Genomic DNA, 17,475 nt, shown 5'->3' on the forward strand with positions numbered 1-17,475 from the left:
TCACCTCATCCGGCGGAGGCTCGGGCGGCTCGTCTTCTCCTTTCCGAGCTGGCGGGCGAGACCGGCCGGCGTGGGTGCGTTGAAGAGCGCCCGGATCTCGACGTCCACGCCGAGCGCGGCACGGACGCGGGTGACGAGTTCGGTCGCGAGCAGGGAGTGGCCGCCGAGGGCGAAGAAGTCGTCGTCGACGCCGACCCGCTCGACGCGCAGGACCTGGGCGAACGCCTCGCAGAGGACCTCCTCCTCACGGCTGGCCGGTGCGCGTCCGACACCGGCGAAGCCGGACGCGTCCGGCGCGGGCAGCGCCTTGCGGTCGAGCTTGCCGTTGCCGGTCAGCGGCAGCGCGTCCAGGACGACGACCGCCGACGGCACCATGTGCTCCGGCAGCCGCACGGACGCGAACTCCCGCACCTGAGCTGCGAGTTCAACACCAACGTCCTCAAGATCCGACGGGACGACGTAGGCGACGAGTCGGGTGTCACCCGGCACGTCCTCACGGGCGATCACGGCGGCCTGGGCCACCTCACGGTGCGCGGCCACGACCGCCTGCACCTCACCCGGCTCGATCCGGAAACCACGCACCTTGACCTGCTCATCGGAACGGCCCAGGTATTCCAGGACACCGTCACGGCTCCAGCGGGCCACGTCACCCGTGCGGTACATGCGCTGACCCGGCTCGAAGGGGTTCGCGGTGAAGCGCTCGGCCGTCAGGCCGGGACGCTTGACGTAACCGCGGGCGAGCTGGATGCCCGCGATGTACAGCTCACCGGCGACACCCGGAGCGACCGGCTGAAGACGCTCGTCAAGGACGTACAGGCGGGTGTTCGCGATCGGACGACCGATCGGCACCGACTCACCCAGCTCCTGACCAGCCACTATCTCAAAGACACAGCAACCGACCACGGTCTCCGTGGGACCGTACTCGTTGACGACCACCGACTCGGGGGCCAGCGCCAGCCAGTCCCGCACCACCGCCGGAGGCAGTGCCTCACCACCCACGACCCACGTACGGGCCGATCGGGCAGCAGCCTCCTCCGACAGCAGCTCCTTCAGCAGCGGCAGGTGTCCCGGTACCGCCTTCACCAGACCGAACCCACCCGGCTCCCGGACCAGGTCCGCAAGCCCCTCCGCGCCACCGGCCTCACTCGCGATGACCGTCGCCCCGGACACCAGCGGCACCAAGACGCTCGTCACGGTCAGATCGAAAGCGAGCGAGGAGTGCAGCGGCGCACTACCACCACCATCTCCGTACGCACCCACAGCCCACGACACATAGTTCGCCAGGCCCTCGTGGGTGATCGCCACACCCTTCGGACGGCCCGTCGACCCCGACGTGTAGATCACGTACGCCAGCGAACGACCATCGACAGCAAGCGCCGGAGCCTCACCCGACGCGGACGCAACCTGCATCCGCACGAGAGCACTGTCGACGGCCACGTACCGGTTACGTCCCGCCGGGAGGTCGTCCAGGATCTCCTCGGTCGTCAGCGTCAGCGCCGCACCCGAATCACCCAGCATGAAATTGATCCGCTCGGCCGGATACTCCGGATCGATCGGCAGATACCCAGCACCCGCCTTCCACACCGCAAGCATGCTCACCACGGCGTCGACACCACGCGGCAGGCACAGACCCACCAGCGACTCCGCACCAATCCCCTGACCCACCAAATACCCAGCCAGACGATTCGCCCGAGCATCCAGCTCCCCGTACGTCAGCGACTCCGCGCCCGCCACCACGGCGACGGCGTCCGGTGTCCGGACCACCTGCGCCGCATACAGCTCCGGCACCAGCAGCGTCCCAAGGTCCGTGGCAGTGGCATTCCAGTCCTCCAGTACGCGTCGGCGGTCGTCGTCGCCCAGCACGTCGAGGGCGCTGAGGCGGGTGCGGGGGGCCGCCGTCAGGGTGCCGACGGTCCGGGTGAGGCGGGCCGCCAGGTCCTCGACCGTCTCCCGGTCGAAGAGGTCGGCGGCCGCGGTGAGCTGGCCGCGCAGGCCGGCCGGGGCGCCGTCGGAGTCGTACGTCTCGGCGAGTCCGACCTCGAGGTCGAACTTGGCGAGGGTCGACCCGGCGCGCAGGGCGCGGGCCGTGACGCCGGGCAGTCGGAGGACGGCCTCAGCGTTGTTCTGGAGGTCCAACTGCACCTGGAACAGGGGGTGTCGGGCGAGGGATCGGCTCGGCGCCAGTTCCTCCACCAGGCGTTCGAACGGCACCTCCTGGTGGGCGAGGGCGGCCAGGCTGGTCTTGCGGACGCGGCCGAGGACCTGGCGGAACGTGGGGTCGCCGGTCAGGTCGGTGCGCAGGACGAGGGTGTTGATGAAGAAGCCGACCAGGTCGTCCAGGGCGACGTCGGTGCGGCCCGCGTTGGCGGAGCCGATCGGGACGTCCGTACCGGCGCCGAGCCTGGAGAGCAGCATGGCCAGGGCGGCCTGGAGGACCATGAAGGTCGTGACGCCCTCGGCCCGGGCGACCTCGACGAGCCGCGCGTGCACGGCGGCCGGGACGTCCAGGGGTACGACGTGTCCCTGGTGCGAGGCGACGGCGGGCCTGGTGCGGTCGGCGGGCAGGGTGAGTTCCTCCGGGATGCCCGCCAGGGTCTCCTTCCAGTAGGCGATTTGACGGCTCATCAGGCTGTCGGGGTCGGTTTCGTCGCCGAGCAGGTCGCGCTGCCAGAGCGCGTAGTCGGCGTACTGCACGGGCAGCGGCTCCCAGGCCGGGACGCGGCCCGCGGCACGCGCCGTGTAGGCGGTCGTGAGGTCGTCGGCGAGCGGTCCCCAGGACCATCCGTCGCCCGCGATGTGGTGGACGACCACGAGGAGGACGGGACCGCTCTCCTGCGTTTCGACGCTTGACCCGGCTTCGAACAGCGTTGCCCTGAGCGGCAGTTCGTCCGTGAGGTCGAACGGGCGCTCCGCGGCTGCCCGGACCGCGTCCTGGAGGGCGTCGGGGGCGACCGGGGTGCGCTCCAGGTTCCAGGGGGCGCCCGGCGGCAGGACGTGCTGGTGGGGGCGGCCGTCCGTGGTGCGGTAGACGGTGCGCAGCACCTCGTGCCGGGTGATGACGTCCCGCAGGGCCGTCTCCAGGGCGTCGGTGTCCACGTCTCCTTCGAGGCGCAGGGCGACGGGGATGTTGTAGGTGGCGGTGGGGCCCTCCAGTTCGCTGATGAACCACAGGCGCTGCTGGGCGAAGGACAGGGGTACGCGGTCGGGTCGTTCGCCCGCCGTGAGCGCGAGCCGTGCCTCTCCCGCGCCGTCGAGTTCGGCGGCGAGTCCGGCGACGGTGGGCGCGTCGAAGAGGACGCGGATGTCGAGGTCGACGCCGAGGACGGCGCGGACGCGGCTGGCGAGGCGCACGGCGAGCAGGGAGTGGCCGCCGAGGGCGAAGAAGTCGTCGTCGACGTCGACCCGGTCGACGCCGAGGACCTGGGCGAACACGCCGCACAGGAGTTCTTCGCGCACGTCGGCCGGTCCGCGTGCGGCGGTCGTGCCGCCGGTCGTCCAGTCGGGGGCGGGCAGGGCCTTGCGGTCGAGCTTGCGGTTGACGGTGAGCGGGAGGGCGTCGAGGGCGACGAGCGCCGACGGCACCATGTAGTCGGGCAGTCGTTCGGCGGCCAGGGCGAGGACGGACGCGCCGGTCGAGGGCGACCAGGCGGACGCGCCGTCGGCGGGCACGAGGTAGCCGACGAGCCGCTTGTCGCCGGGGGTGTCCTCGCGGACGACGACGGCGGCCTGGGCGACAGACGGATGGGCCGTCAGGACGGCGGCGACCTCGCCGGGTTCGATGCGGAAGCCGCGGATCTTGACCTGGTCGTCGGTGCGGCCCGCGAAGACGAGCTGTCCGGCGGCGGTCCACTTGGCGCGGTCGCCGGTGCGGTAGAGGCGGGAGCCGTCGCCTGCCAGGTGGTTGGCGACGAACCGCTCGGCGGTCAGGTCGGGCCGGCCGAGGTAGCCGCGGGCCAGGCCGTCGCCGGAGACGTACAGCTCGCCCGCGACGCCGACGGGCACGGGGGCGAGGTGGGCGTCGAGGACGTACACGCCGGTGTTGACGACCGGGGTGCCGATGGCGACTTCGTCGGAGGCGGGGTCGCAGCGCCACAGGGTGGCGTCGACGGTGGTCTCGGTCGGGCCGTAGGAGTTGAACAGCCGGTGGCCGCGGGCCCAGCGGGCCATCACGTCGGGCGGGCAGGCCTCGCCGGCGACGACGAGGACGGTGCCGCTGTCGATGCCGTTCTCGTCGAGGGTGGCCAGGACGGCGGGCGGCAGGGTGGCGTGGGTGACGCCGTGGGCGGTGAGGAACGCGGGCAGGGCCTCGCCGAGCCGCTTGTCGGTGGGGACGACCACCAGGGCGGAGCCGGTCAGGAGGGCCATGAACCACTCCCAGCCGAAGGTGTCGAAGCCGGCCGAGGCGAACTGGGCGACCCGGGCGCCGGGTCCGACGCCGAGGTCGCGTTCGTGTCCGGCGACGAGCGCGGCGACGCCGTGGTGGGAGACCAGGACGCCCTTGGGGCGGCCGGTGGAGCCCGAGGTGTAGATGACGTACGCGGGGTGGGTGACGGCCAGGGCGGGGGCCGGCGGTGCGTCGGCCCGGTCGGGGGTGCCGTCGACGAGCAGGACGCCGACGCCGTGGCCGTCCGCCGTGGCCCGGGTCGCGGCGGAGGCCAGGACCAGGGCGGGGGCGGCGTCGCCGAGCATGTACGCGACGCGGTCGGCCGGGTAGTCCGGGTCGACCGGCATGTAGGCGCCGCCCGCCTTGAGGACGGCCAGGAGCGCCACCATGAGGTCGGTGCCGCGCTCCAGGCAGACGGCGACGACGGTCTCGGGGCCGACACCCCGGTCGGCGAGGTGGTGGGCCAGGGCGTTGGCGCGGGCGTCGAGTTCGCCGTACGTCACCTCGGTGCCGTCGGCGACGACGGCGGTCGCGCCGGGGTCGCGGGCCACGTGGGCGGCGAACAGGGCGGGCACGGTGGCGGGTGCCACGTCGGTCGCCGTGTCGTTCCACTCGGTGAGGATGCGCCTGCGTTCGGCGGCGTCGAGGACCTCCAGTGCGCTGAGCCGGGTGCCCGGCGCGGTGGTGAGGACGTCGAGGACCTGGGTGAGGCCGGCCACGAGGCGGGCTGTGCTTGCCGGGGTGAACAGGTCGGCCGCCGCGGTGACCAGGCCCCGGACGCCCGCGGGCGCGCCGTGGTCGTCGAAGGCCTCGCCGACGATGACGTCGAGGTCGAACTTGGCCTTGGCGGCGCCCGTGGTGAGGGCGGTGGCGCGCAGGCCGGGGAGTTCGAGGACGGCCTCGGAGGTGTTCTGCAGGGTGAGCATCACCTGGAACAGGGCGTGCCGGGCCATGGAGCGGCTCGGGGCGAGTTCCTCGACGAGCCGTTCGAAGGGCACGTCCTGGTGGGCGAAGGCCCGCAGGCTGTTCTCCCGTACGCGGGCGAGGACCTCGCGGAACGTGGGGTCGCCGGTCAGGTCGGTGCGCAGCACCAGGGTGTTGACGAACGAGCCGATGAGGTCGTCGAGGGCCTCGTCGGTGCGTCCGGCGTTGGGCGAGCCGAGGGGGATGTCCCGCCCGGCGCCGAGCCGGGACAGGAGCATGGACAGGGCGGCCTGGAGGACCATGAAGACGGTGACGCCCTCGGTGCGCGCCACGTCGAGGAGCCGGGCGTGGACGGCGGCGGGGACGTCGACGGGGACGCTGTGGCCGCGGTGGGTGGCGACGGGCGGGCGGGTGTGGTCGAAGGGCAGCTCCAGTTCCTCGGGGGCGCCGTCGAGGGCGCGGCGCCAGTGGGCGACCTGGCGGCCCATGACGCTGTCGGGGTCGCGTTCGTCGCCGAGCAGCTCGCGCTGCCAGAGCGCGTAGTCGGCGTACTGCACGGGCAGCGGCTCCCAGTGGGGCGCGCGGCCTTCGCGGCGTGCGGCGTAGGCGACGGACACGTCGCGGGCGAGGGGCCCGGTGGACCAGCCGTCGGTGGCGATGTGGTGGACGACGACGACGAGGGCGTGCTCCTCGGGCGCCAGCCGGAACAGCGTGGCGCGTACGGGGATCTCGGCGGCCAGGTCGAAGACGTGCTCGGCCGCGCTGGTGACGGCCTCGGCGAGGCCGTCCTCGGTGGTCGTGCGCACGTCGAGCAGCCGGTCGAGGCCGTCGGCGGGCAGGACCTGCTGGTGGGGTTCGCCGTCGACGGCCGGGAAGCGGGTGCGCAGGACCTCGTGGCGGGCCACGACGTCGCGCAGGGCCGCGTCGAGCGCGTCCTGGTCCAGCGGCCCGGACAGGCGCAGGCCCATCGGGATGTTGTAGGTGGAGCTGGGGCCCTCCAGCTGGCCGATGAACCACAGGCGGCGCTGGGCGAAGGACAGCGGGACCCGCTCGGGGCGGTCGGCGGGGGCCAGGGCGGTCCGGGCGGCGCCGGCGCCGGTGAGGCGGGCGGCGAGGGCGGTGACGGTCGGCGCTTCGAAGAGGGTGCGCAGGGGCACCTCGACGCCGAGGACGGTACGGACCCGGCTGATGAGCCGGACGGCGAGCAGGGAGTGGCCGCCGTGGGCGAAGAAGTCGTCGTCGACGCCGATCGCGGGCAGGCCGAGGACCTGGGCGAACACGCCGCACAGGATCTCCTCCTGGAGCGTGGCGGGCCCCCGGGTGGCGGGGGCGCCGTCGGTGGGCGCCGGGGCGGGCAGGGCCCTGCGGTCGAGCTTTCCGTTGGCGGTCAGGGGCAGGTCATCGAGGACGACGACGGCGGCCGGGACCATGTGCGCGGGCAGCCGGTCGGACGTGAACCGCCCGATGTCGGCGGGCAGTTCGCCGTCGTGGGGTCCCGCGGGCACGACGTAGGCGACGAGCCGCTTGTCGCCGGGGGTGTCCTCGCGGACGACGACGGCGGCCCGGTCGACGCCCGGGTGGGCGACGACGGCGGACTGCACCTCGCCGAGTTCGATGCGGAAGCCGCGGACCTTGACCTGGTCGTCGACGCGGCCGAGGTACTCGATCTGGCCGCCGGTGTTCCAGCGCACCAGGTCGCCGGTGCGGTAGAGGCGTCCGCCGGTGGCGGAGAAGGGGTCGGCGATGAAGCGTTCGCCGGTGAGTTCCGGGCGGTTGAGGTAGCCGCGGGCCAGGCCGGATCCGGCGACGTACAGCTCTCCGGCGACGCCGACGGGCACCGGCGCGAGGGCGCCGTCCAGGACGTAGGTGCGGGTGTTGCCGATGGGGGTGCCGATGGGCACGTCGGTGACGCCGGGCTCGCAGCGCCAGACGGTGGCGTCGACGGTGGTCTCCGTCGGGCCGTAGGTGTTGAACAGGGTGCGGCCGCGCGCCCAGCGGTCGATCAGCTCGGGCGAGGACGCCTCGCCGCCGACCTCCAGGACGACGTCGGGGGCGATCGTCCCGTCCTCCAGGCCGGCCAGGACGCCGGGCGGCAGGGAGGCGTGGGTGATGCGCTGTTCGGCGAGGAACTCGGTCAGTTCGGAGCCCAGGCGCCGGTGGCCGGGGACGACGACGAGGGTGGCGCCGGTGGTGAGGGCGAGGGACCACTCCAGGCAGAAGATGTCGAAGCCGGCGGAGGCGAACTGGGCGACGCGGGAGCCGGGTTCCGGCCGGAAGCGGGCGACGCTGCCCGCGATGGTGTTGGCGAAGCCCGCGTGGGTGAGGACCACTCCCTTGGGGCGGCCGGTCGAACCGGAGGTGTAGATGACGTACGCGGGGTGCTCGGGCCGGATGCCGGCGGCGGGTGCCGCGGCGCGAAGTCCCTTGATCCGTACGGCGGTCCACTCCTCGTCGACGACGACGAGGGCGGCGTCCGAGGCGGGCACGCGGTCCACGGTCGCCGTGGAGGCGATCACCGCGACCGGCCGGGCGTCGTCGAGCATGTAGGCGATGCGCTCGGCCGGGAGGTCCTGGTCGACGGGCAGGTAGGCGCCGCCCGCCTTGAGCACCGCGAGGACGGCCGTGACCAGGCCCGCGCCGCGCTCCAGGCAGAGCGCGACCACGGACTCGGGGCCGACGCCCCGGTCGACGAGGTGGTGGGCGAGGCGGTCGGCGCGGGCGTCGAGTTCGCCGTACGTCAGCTCGGTGGCGCCGTCGACGACGGCGACCGCGTCCGGGGCCGCTGCCGCGCGTGCCTCGAAGAGGCCGACGACCGTGGCGGCGGGCACGTCGACGCGGGTGTCGTTCCAGGTGCCGAGCACCTGGCCGAGGCCGGTCTCGTCCAGGACCTGGACGGAGCCGAGCGGTGCGTCGCGGCCCTCGGCGAGGGCGGTCTCCAGGGCGGCCACCAGGTTGTGGGCGGCGGTCCGCATCAGGCCGCCGACCAGCTTGGAGTCGACCGGGGCGACCGCGTCGACGGCGAGCTTGATGCCGTCGCCGTGGTCGTCGACGGAGAGCGCGAGCGGGAAGTTGTCGCGTTCCTCGGCGAACCGCAGGGTGACGCCGGGCAGTTCGCCGCGCGGGCCCGCACCGTCCGAACGGTCCGTGTGGTGGCGGTAGTTGAAGAGGGCGGTGAACAGCGGGCTGTCGCCGGTGACCCCGGAGGCGCGCTGGGCGAGCGCGAGCGGGGCGTGCTCGTGCTCCAGGAGGCGGGCGAGCTGGTCGCGCATCGCGGACACCGCGCCGAGCACGCCGAACGCCTCGGTGCGCACGCGCACGGGCAGGGTGTTCATGTACGGGCCGGGGACCCGGTCGGCGCCTTCGCCCGCGTTCATGCGGCCGAACAGGACGGTGCCGAAGACCACGTCCGTACGGCCGGACACCGCGGCCAGCACCCGGCCCCAGGCGACGTGCAGCACGGTCGCGGGGCTGGCGCCGAGGCGCCGCGCGACCTCGCGCAGCCGCCCGGTCAACTCGTCGGCGAACGGGACGACTTCGCGTACGGAGGTGCCGCCGTCGCCGCGGATCTCGGCGACGCCGAACGGCGCGGTGGGCTCGGTGACGTCGCCGAGCAGGTCGGCGAAGTACGCCTCCTGCGCCGCGCGCCGGTCGGCGCCCCGGGTCCGGGCGACGAAGGTGCGGAACGGCAGCGGCTCGGGCAGCTCCCGGCCGCGCCCGGCGAGGATCTTCTGCACCTCGCCGAAGACGATCTCCAGGGCGGTGTGGTCGCGCACCACGTGGTGGGCGCGCAGCAGCCCCAGCCAGGTGTCCCCGCCGGGCACGGCAGCGACGTGCAGGCCGAGCAGCGGGGCCTGGGAGAGGTCCATCGTCAGGCCGCCGGCGGCGAGGATCTGCTCGACCGGGTCACCACCGTCGGCGTCGAGCACCACTTCCGTGACCGGAAGCGTGGCGTTGCGCCACACCACCTGGACCGGTGAGCTCAGACCTTCCCACACGATCGAGGTGCGGTAGATGTCGTGGCGCTCCACGACCTGGCGCAGGGCGTCGGCGAACGCGTCCAGCCGGGCCCGGGAGTCGAACTCCAGGACCGTGGGCAGGACGTACGCGTCGTCGCCGCCGTCGGCGAGCAGGTGGTGGAAGAGCAGCCCCTCCTGGAGCGGGGCCAGCGGGTACACGTCCGCGATGTTGGCCGCGCCACCCTCGACGGTGGCGACGACCCGGTCCAGTTCCTCAGCCGTCAGGTCGACCAGGGGGAGCATCGCGGGGGTGAGGGCGGTGGCGCCTTCCGGAATCAGGTTGTCCGGTATGGAAACGTGCTCGGCGCCCACCGACGCGGCGAGGGCGGCCGGGGTCGGCGCCTGGAAGAAGGCGCGTACGGAGACGGACACGCCGCGCTTCTGGAGGAGGGCGACCAGCCGGATGGCCAGCAGGGACTGGCCTCCCAGCTCGAAGAAGTCCTCGTCCACGCCCACGCTGTCCACGCCCAGGACCTCGGCGAACGCCGCGCAGACGATCTCCTCACGCGCATTCGACGGACCACGACCCCCTACGGAGGTGACGTGCTCGGGGGCGGGCAGGGCCTTGCGGTCCAGCTTGCCGTTCGCCGTCAGCGGCAGCGCGTCCAGCACCACCACCGCCGACGGAACCATGTACTCCGGAAGGCTCTGCCCCGCGAACTCGGCGACCGAACCGGTGATCCGGCCCTGGGCCACCACATAGGCGACGAGGCGACGGTCACCGGGCCGGTCCTCGCGGACGACGACGGCGGCGCGGGCGACCTGCGGGTGCGCGGCCACGGCCGCCTGCACCTCACCCAGCTCGATACGGAAACCCCGCACCTTCACCTGATCATCGACACGCCCCAGGAACACCAGCTGACCATCGGCCGACCACTTCACGCGGTCGCCCGAGCGGTACATCCGTACACCCGCCTCGAACGGGGACGCCACGAACCGCTCAGCCGTCAGATCAGCACGACCCACATAGCCCCGGGCCACACCCGCACCCGACACATACAGCTCACCCGCCACACCCACCGGCACCGGACGCAGCCACTCGTCGAGGACGAACACCCGGGCGTTCGGGACAGGCCGGCCCACCACGACATCAGCGGACGACGACAGACGCGCGATCGCCGTGTCCACCGTGGCCTCGGTCGGACCGTAGAAGTTGAACCCCTCCACACCATCCAGACCCCGCAACGACTCCCACAACCCCGCAGGAACCGCCTCACCACCCACACCAATCCGACCCGGACGCCACTCCCCATCGAACAGACCCTCATCCACGAGGACTTGGAGGTACGACGGCGTCACCTCAGCGAAATCGATCCGCGACGCCCGCACCCACGCCACCAGACGCCCCGCATCCAGCCACGTCTCCCCATCCACCACATGCAACGCATGACCAGCGAACAGAGCCGACAACTGATTCCACGACGCATCGAAGGACACCGACGTCGTCAACGCCACCCGCAACGGCACCGCAGAAGCAAACACCGACCGCGCATGCGCCTCACACAGAGACACCACACCCCGATGCGCAACCACCACACCCTTCGGACGCCCCGTCGACCCCGACGTATAGATCACATACGCCGCAGAATCCGGACCGACCCGCACGCCGAGCGCGTCAGCGTCCAGCGAGGCGATCCCGGCCGCGGTCCGCTCCTCGTCGAGCACCACGAGAGCGGCGTCCGACGCGGGCACGGCAGCGGCGGTCGCGGTCGAGGCGATCACCACGGCGGGATTCGCATCCCCCACCATGTACGCCAGCCGCTCCCCCGGATACTCCGGATCCAGCGCCAGATACGCACCCCCCGCCTTCAACACCGCCAGCAGACCCACCACCAGCGACGCACCACGCCCCAGACACACGCCCACCAGCACATCCGGGCCCACGCCCAGACCCACCAGATGACGCGCCAGACGATTCGCCCGCACATCCACCTCGGCGAACGACAACTCCTCACCGCCGGACACCACGGCCACCGCCTCCGGCGACCGCACCACCTGACCCTCGAACAGCTCCACCAGCGAACCGGCCACCACCTCGGCAGCCGAACCGCCCCACTCCCCCAACAGCCGACCACGCTCGACCTCGTCCAGGACGTCCAGCGTGCTCAGCGGCGCCTCGGGGTCGGCGGTCAGCCGCTCGACGGCCCGCACCCAGCGGGCGACCAGGCGCTCGGCGGTCGGGGCCTCGAAGAGGTCGGCGGAAGCCACCACCGAGCCGCGCAGGCCCGCCGGGGCGCCGTCGCCGTCGAAGACCTCCGACACCGAGGCGTCGAGGTCGAACTTGGCGGCGGAGGCGCCGGCGGCCAGGCCCTCGGCTTCGAGGCCGGGCAGGTCGAGGACGGCCTCGCCGGTGTTCTGGACCTTCAGCATCACCTGGAACAGCGGGTGCCGGGAGAGCGAGCGGGCCGGGGCCAGCTCCTCCACCAGCTTCTCGAAGGGCACGTCCTGGTGGGCGAAGGCCGACAGGCTCGTCTCGCGGACACGGCCGAGGACCTGGCGGAACGTGGGGTCGCCGGTCAGGTCGGTCCGGATGACGAGGGTGTTGATGAAGAAGCCGACCAGGTCGTCCAGGGCCTCGTCCGTGCGGCCGGCGTTGGCGGAGCCGATCGGGACGTCCGTACCGGCGCCGAGCCTGGAGAGCAGCATCGCCAGGGCGGCCTGGAGGACCATGAACGTGGTGACGCCCTCGGCCCGGGCGACCTCGACGAGCCGCGCGTGCACGGCGGCCGGGACGTCGAGCGGGATGTTGTGGCCGCGGTGGGTGGGCACGGTGGGGCGCGGGTGGTCGACGGGGAGGTCGAGCTCCTCCGGCGCGCCCTCCAGTGCCGTACGCCAGTAGGCGAGTTGACGGCCCATCACGCTGTCCGCGTCGGTCTCGTCGCCGAGCAGGTCGCGCTGCCAGAGCGCGTAGTCGGCGTACTGCACGGGCAGCGGCTCCCACTGCGGGGCGCCGCCCGTGCTGCGGGCGGCGTACGCGGTGGACAGGTCCCGGGCCAGCGGTTCCATGGACCAGCCGTCGGCGGCTATGTGGTGCACGGTCAGGACCAGGACGTGTGCGTCGTCCCCGGTGGCGAACAGGGCGGCGCGCAGCGGGACTTCGGACGCGAGATCGAATGCGTGGCCGACGAAGGCGTCGACGGCTGCGGCGAGTTCGCGCGGGTCGGTCGTGGTGACGGCCGTCGCGGGCAGCGGGTCGACCGCCTCGGGGGGCAGGACGCGCTGGTACGGCTCGCCGTCCACGACCTCGAAGACGGTACGGAGCACCTCGTGCCGCGCGGTCACGTCCCTGAGGGCAGCGGCGAGCGCGTCCCGGTCGAGGGCGCCGTTGAGGCGCAGCGCGACGGGGATGTTGTAGGTGGCGCCGGGTCCTTCGAGCTGGCCGACGAACCACAGGCGGCGCTGGGCGAAGGACAGCGGGACGCGGCCGGGGCGTTCCGCGGCCCTGAGCGCGGGGCGCGCGTGGGCGGCGCCGGTGAGCCGGACGGCGAGTCCGGCGGGCGTGGGCGCCTCGAAGAGGGTGCGCAGCGGCACCTCGACACCGAGGACGGTGCGGATCCGGCTGATGAGGCGGGTGGCGAGCAGCGAGTGGCCGCCGAGGGCGAAGAAGTCGTCGTCGACGCCGACTTCGGGCAGGCCGAGGACCTGGGCGTAGGCGCCGCACAGCAGTTCTTCGTGGAGCGTGGCGGGGCCGCGTCCGCGGTGGACGGCGTAGGCGGGGGCGGGCAGGGCGGCGCGGTCGAGCTTGCCGTTGGCGGACAGCGGCAGGGCGTCCAGGGCGACGACGACGGCGGGCACCATGTGCTCGGGGAGCCGGGCGCCGATGAACTCCCTTAGAGACGAGGCGAGTTCGTCGCCCGCGTGCCGGGGCACTACGTAGGCGACGAGGCGGCGGTCGCCCGGGGTGTCCTCGCGTGCGACGACGGCGGCGCGGGTGACGCCGGGGTGGGCGGCGGCGACGGCGGCGACCTCGCCGGGTTCGATGCGGTAGCCGCGGATCTTGACCTGGTCGTCGGTGCGGCCGAGGTACTCGGCGTGGCCTTCCTCGTCCTGGCGGACGAGGTCGCCGGTGCGGTACATCCGGGTGCCCGGCGCGTGGGGGTTGGCGACGAAGCGTTCGGCGGTCAGGCCGGGGCGCCCGGTGTAGCCGCGGGCCAGGCCCGCTCCGGACACGTACAGCTCACCGGCGACGCCCGGCGGGACGGGCCGCAGGGCGGCGTCGAGGACGTAGGCGCGGGTGTTGGGCAGGGGGCGGCCGATGAGCGGGGTCGGGCCCCGGTCGGTGCCGTGCCACAGGACGTGGACGGTGGCCTCGGTGGGGCCGTAGAAGTTCAGGCCGAGGACCCCGTCGTGGGCGCGCAGCCGCTCCCAGAGGCCCGCGCCGACGGCGTCGCCGCCGAGCAGCAGGGCGCGCGGGTGGTGCGGGGCGTCCAGGAGGCCCTCGTCCAGGAGCTGTTCGGCCTGGACGGGGGTGACGGCCATCAGGTCGATCCGGGCCGCGGTGACGTGGCGGGCCAGGGCGGTGGTGTCGCGGCGCACGTCGTCGGGGACGAGGTGCAGTTCGTGGCCGCCGACCATCCACAGGAGCAGTTCCCAGGAGGCGTCGAAGGACAGCGAGTAGGTGAGGGCGACGCGCAGGCGTTCGCCGGGGCGTTCGACGCCTCCGGTGCGCTGGAAGGCGTGGAGGTTGGCGAGTCCGGCGTGCGGCACGGCGACGCCCTTGGGGCGGCCGGTCGAGCCGGAGGTGTAGATGACGTACGCGGTGTGCTCGGGGCGGATCACCACGTCCAGGGGGCCGGCGTCGAGGGCGTCGAGGTCCTCGGTGTCGAGGAGGATCACCTCGGTGGCGCCGTCGGGCAGGGCGGCGGCGGTCGCCCTGGTGGCGAGGACGGCCGCGGGCGCGGCGTCGCCGATGGTGTACGCGAGCCGGTCGGCGGGGTGGTGCGGGTCGAGCGGCAGGTGGGCGGCTCCGGCCTTGAGGACGCCGAGGAGGGCGGTGATCAGGCGGGTGTCGCGGTCCAGGCAGACGCCGACGAGGGATTCGGGGCCGATGCCGCGTGCGGCCAGGAGCCGGGCGACGCGGTTGGCGGCGGCGTCGAGGGCGGCGAAGGTGAGCCGGTCGTCGTCGCCCGCGGTGACGGCGATGGCGTCGGGGGTGCGGGCGGCCTGGGCGGCGAACAGGTCGGGGACGGTGGTGGGTGCCACCTCGGTGGCGGTGTCGTTCCAGGTGACGAGGGTGCGCCGGAGTTTCGCCGCGTCGAGGACGGGCAGGTCGGCGGGGGCCCGGTCGGGTCCGCCGTCGGCCGCTTCGGCGAGTGCGTCCAGGAGTGCGTCGAGCGCGGTGCGCAGGTGTGCGGCGACGGCGTCCGGGGAGACGGGCCGGCGCGCGTCGACGTTGAGGGTGAGCGTCTCGCCGTCGTCGTCGACGGACACGGCGAGCGGGTAGTTGGAGCGTTCCTGGGCGTGGACGGTGCGGACGCCCTCGATGCCGGTGCCGCCGGGTGCGCCGGCGCGGCGGTAGTTGAACAGGGACGTGAACAGGGGCGTGTCGCCGGTGACGCCGGAGGCCCGCTGGGCGGTGGCCAGGGGCGCGTGCTCGTGGTCGAGCAGGCGGGCGAGCTGGTCGCGCAGCGCGCCGAGCGCGGCCAGGGAGCCGGTGCCGGCCGTGCGGACGCGGACGGGCAGCAGGTTGATGTACGGGCCGGGGGCGGCGCTGTCGGCGGCGGCGCCGAGGCGGCCGGACAGGACGGTGCCGAAGACGACGTCGTCGCGGCCGGAGACGGCGGCGAGGACGCGGGCCCAGGCGAGGTGCAGGATCGTGGCGGGGCTCGCTCCGGCGTCGCGTGCGACGGTGCGCAGCCGGGTGGCGAGCGCGGGGTCGAGGGGCACCCGGGCGCGCCGGGACCCGCTGCCGTCGCCGCGGGTGTCCACCAGGCCGTAGGGGGCGGTGGGTTCGGTGACGTCGCCGAGGAGTTCGGCGAAGTACGGCTCGTGGGCGGCGGCGGGTCCGGCGGCGCGCACGCGGGCGACGAGGTCGCGGAAGCGCGCGGGGGCGGGCAGGGCGGCGGCGCGGCCTTCGAGGTGGGCGCGGACCTCGCTGAGGACCGTGTCCAGGGTGGTGTGGTCCTGCACGGTGTGGTGGGCGCGCACGAGGGCGAGCCAGCCGTTCCCTGCGGGGTCGGCGGCGGTGTGCAGGGCGAGCAGCGGGGCGCGGGTGAGGTCCAGGGGGCCGCTGCCCGCGGCGAGGAGCTGCTGGACGGGGTCGCCGCCCTCGGGGTCGAGGACCGTCTCGGTGACGGGCAGTTCGACGTGGCGGAGCACGACCTGGACGGGTTCGCGCAGGTCCTGCCAGAGCAGGGCGGTGCGCAGGATGTCGTGGCGGTCCACGACGTGGCGCAGGGCGTCGGTGAACGCGTCGAGCCGCGCGCGGTCGTCGAAGGCGAGGACGGTGGGCTGGACGTAGGCGTCCTGGCCGCCGTCGGCGAGCAGGTGGTGGAAGAGCAGGCCCTCCTGGAGCGGGGCGAGCGGGTAGACGTCGGCGATGTTGGCGGCGCCGCCGTCGACGGCGGCGACGATCCGGTCCAGTTCCCCGGCCGTCAGGTCGGCGAGCGGCAGCATCTCGGGCGTGAGGGTGGTGGCCCCGTCCGGGATGAGGTCGGCGGGGACGGCGGTGTCGTGGGCGGTGGCCGCGGCGCGGGCGAGTCCGGCCGGGGTGGGGTTCTGGAAGAGGGCGCGCACGGGTACGGCCGCGCCGAGGACGGCGCGGGCGCGTGCCATGAGGTCGACGGCGAGCAGCGAGTGGCCGCCGAGGGCGAAGAAGTCGTCGTCGACGCCGACCCGGGGCAGGCCGAGGACGTCGGCGAAGACGGCGCACAGCAGTTCCTCGCGCAGGTCCGCGGGTCCGCGTCCGCCGGTCTGCGGCCCCTCGGGGGCGGGCAGGGCCGCGCGGTCGAGCTTGCCGTTGGCGGTCAGCGGCAGTGCGTCCAGCACCAGGACCGCAGACGGCACCATGTGACCCGGCAGGCTCGCGCCCACGTGGGCCCGCAGCTGCGCGGCATCGGGGCGCTCCTCCGGGTCGGCGGGGGTCGCGTAGGCGACCAGGCGGGTGTCGCCGGGGGCGTCCTCGCGTACGACGACGGCGGCGCGGGCGACGCGGGGGTGGCGTTCGAGGACGGCCTCGACCTCGCCGGTCTCGATGCGGAAGCCGCGGACCTTGACCTGGCCGTCGGTGCGGCCGAGGCAGACGAGGTCGCCGTCGCGGCGGTGTCGGGCGAGGTCTCCGGTGCGGTAGAGGCGCTCGCCGGGGGCGAACGGGGAGGCGACGAAGCGTTCGGCGGTGAGGCCGGGGCGCCCCAGGTAGCCGCGGGCGAGCTGGCCGCCCGCGAGGTAGAGCTCTCCCGTGGTGCCGGGGGCGACGGGTCGCAGCCGGGCGTCCAGGACGTGGGCGCGGGTGCCGGTGAAGGGGCGGCCGATGCGGACGGGTCCTTCGGTGATCTCGGCGGAGGTGGCCCAGATGGTGGCTTCGGTGGGCCCGTAGAGGTTGACGGCGGGCACGCCGAGGGCGTGCAGCCGGGCGGCGAGTTCGGCGGGCAGGGCCTCGCCGCCGACCAGGGCGCGCACGCTGGCGGGCCAGTCCCCCGCGGCGAGCAGGGCGCGCCAGAGCGAGGGGACCGCTTGCAGGGCGGTGGCGCCGCTGGTGCGCAGGAGGGCGAGGAGCGCGTCGGGGTCGCGGACGGTGTCGCGGTCGGCGAGGACGACGGCGGCGCCGGTGACGAGCGGCAGGAAGAGTTCGAGCGCGGCGATGTCGAACGACACGGTGGTGACGGCGACGAGCCGGTCGCCGGGGCCGAGGGGGACGCGTACGGCGGCGGCGCGCAGGTGGTCGGCGAGCGCGCCGTGGCTCACGACGACGCCCTTGGGCAGGCCGGTGGAGCCGGAGGTGTGGATGACGTACGCCGGGTGCTGGGGCAGCAGCACGGCGCGGCCGGGCGGTTCGGTCCCGGGCCCGGTGTCGCCGCCCTCGGCTCCCTCGGCGAGGGCGCCGCCGTCGACGAGGAGCAGCGGGGTGTCGCCGGGGACGTCGGCGGCGTGCGCGCTGTCGGTGAGGACGCACACCGGGCGGGCGTCGTCGAGCATGTAGGCGATGCGCTCGGC

1 protein-coding gene (running past one end of the window) is annotated in these 17,475 nt (G+C 74.1%); it reads right to left on the bottom strand.

Annotated features, from left to right (window positions below; translation table 11 throughout):
• On the bottom strand, positions 1-17,475 hold the 3' portion of the coding sequence (locus tag ABT160_RS36835) for a non-ribosomal peptide synthase/polyketide synthase (RefSeq protein WP_351652451.1). Its footprint extends 1,650 nt past the window's final position; only the last 17,475 of its 19,125 coding nucleotides appear in the window; its start codon lies off the right edge, out of view — the gene reads right to left on this strand; its stop codon occupies positions 1-3.

The organism is Streptomyces sp. NPDC001941, assembly GCF_040296945.1.
In the GTDB taxonomy this organism is placed as follows: Bacteria; Actinomycetota; Actinomycetes; order Streptomycetales; family Streptomycetaceae; genus Streptomyces.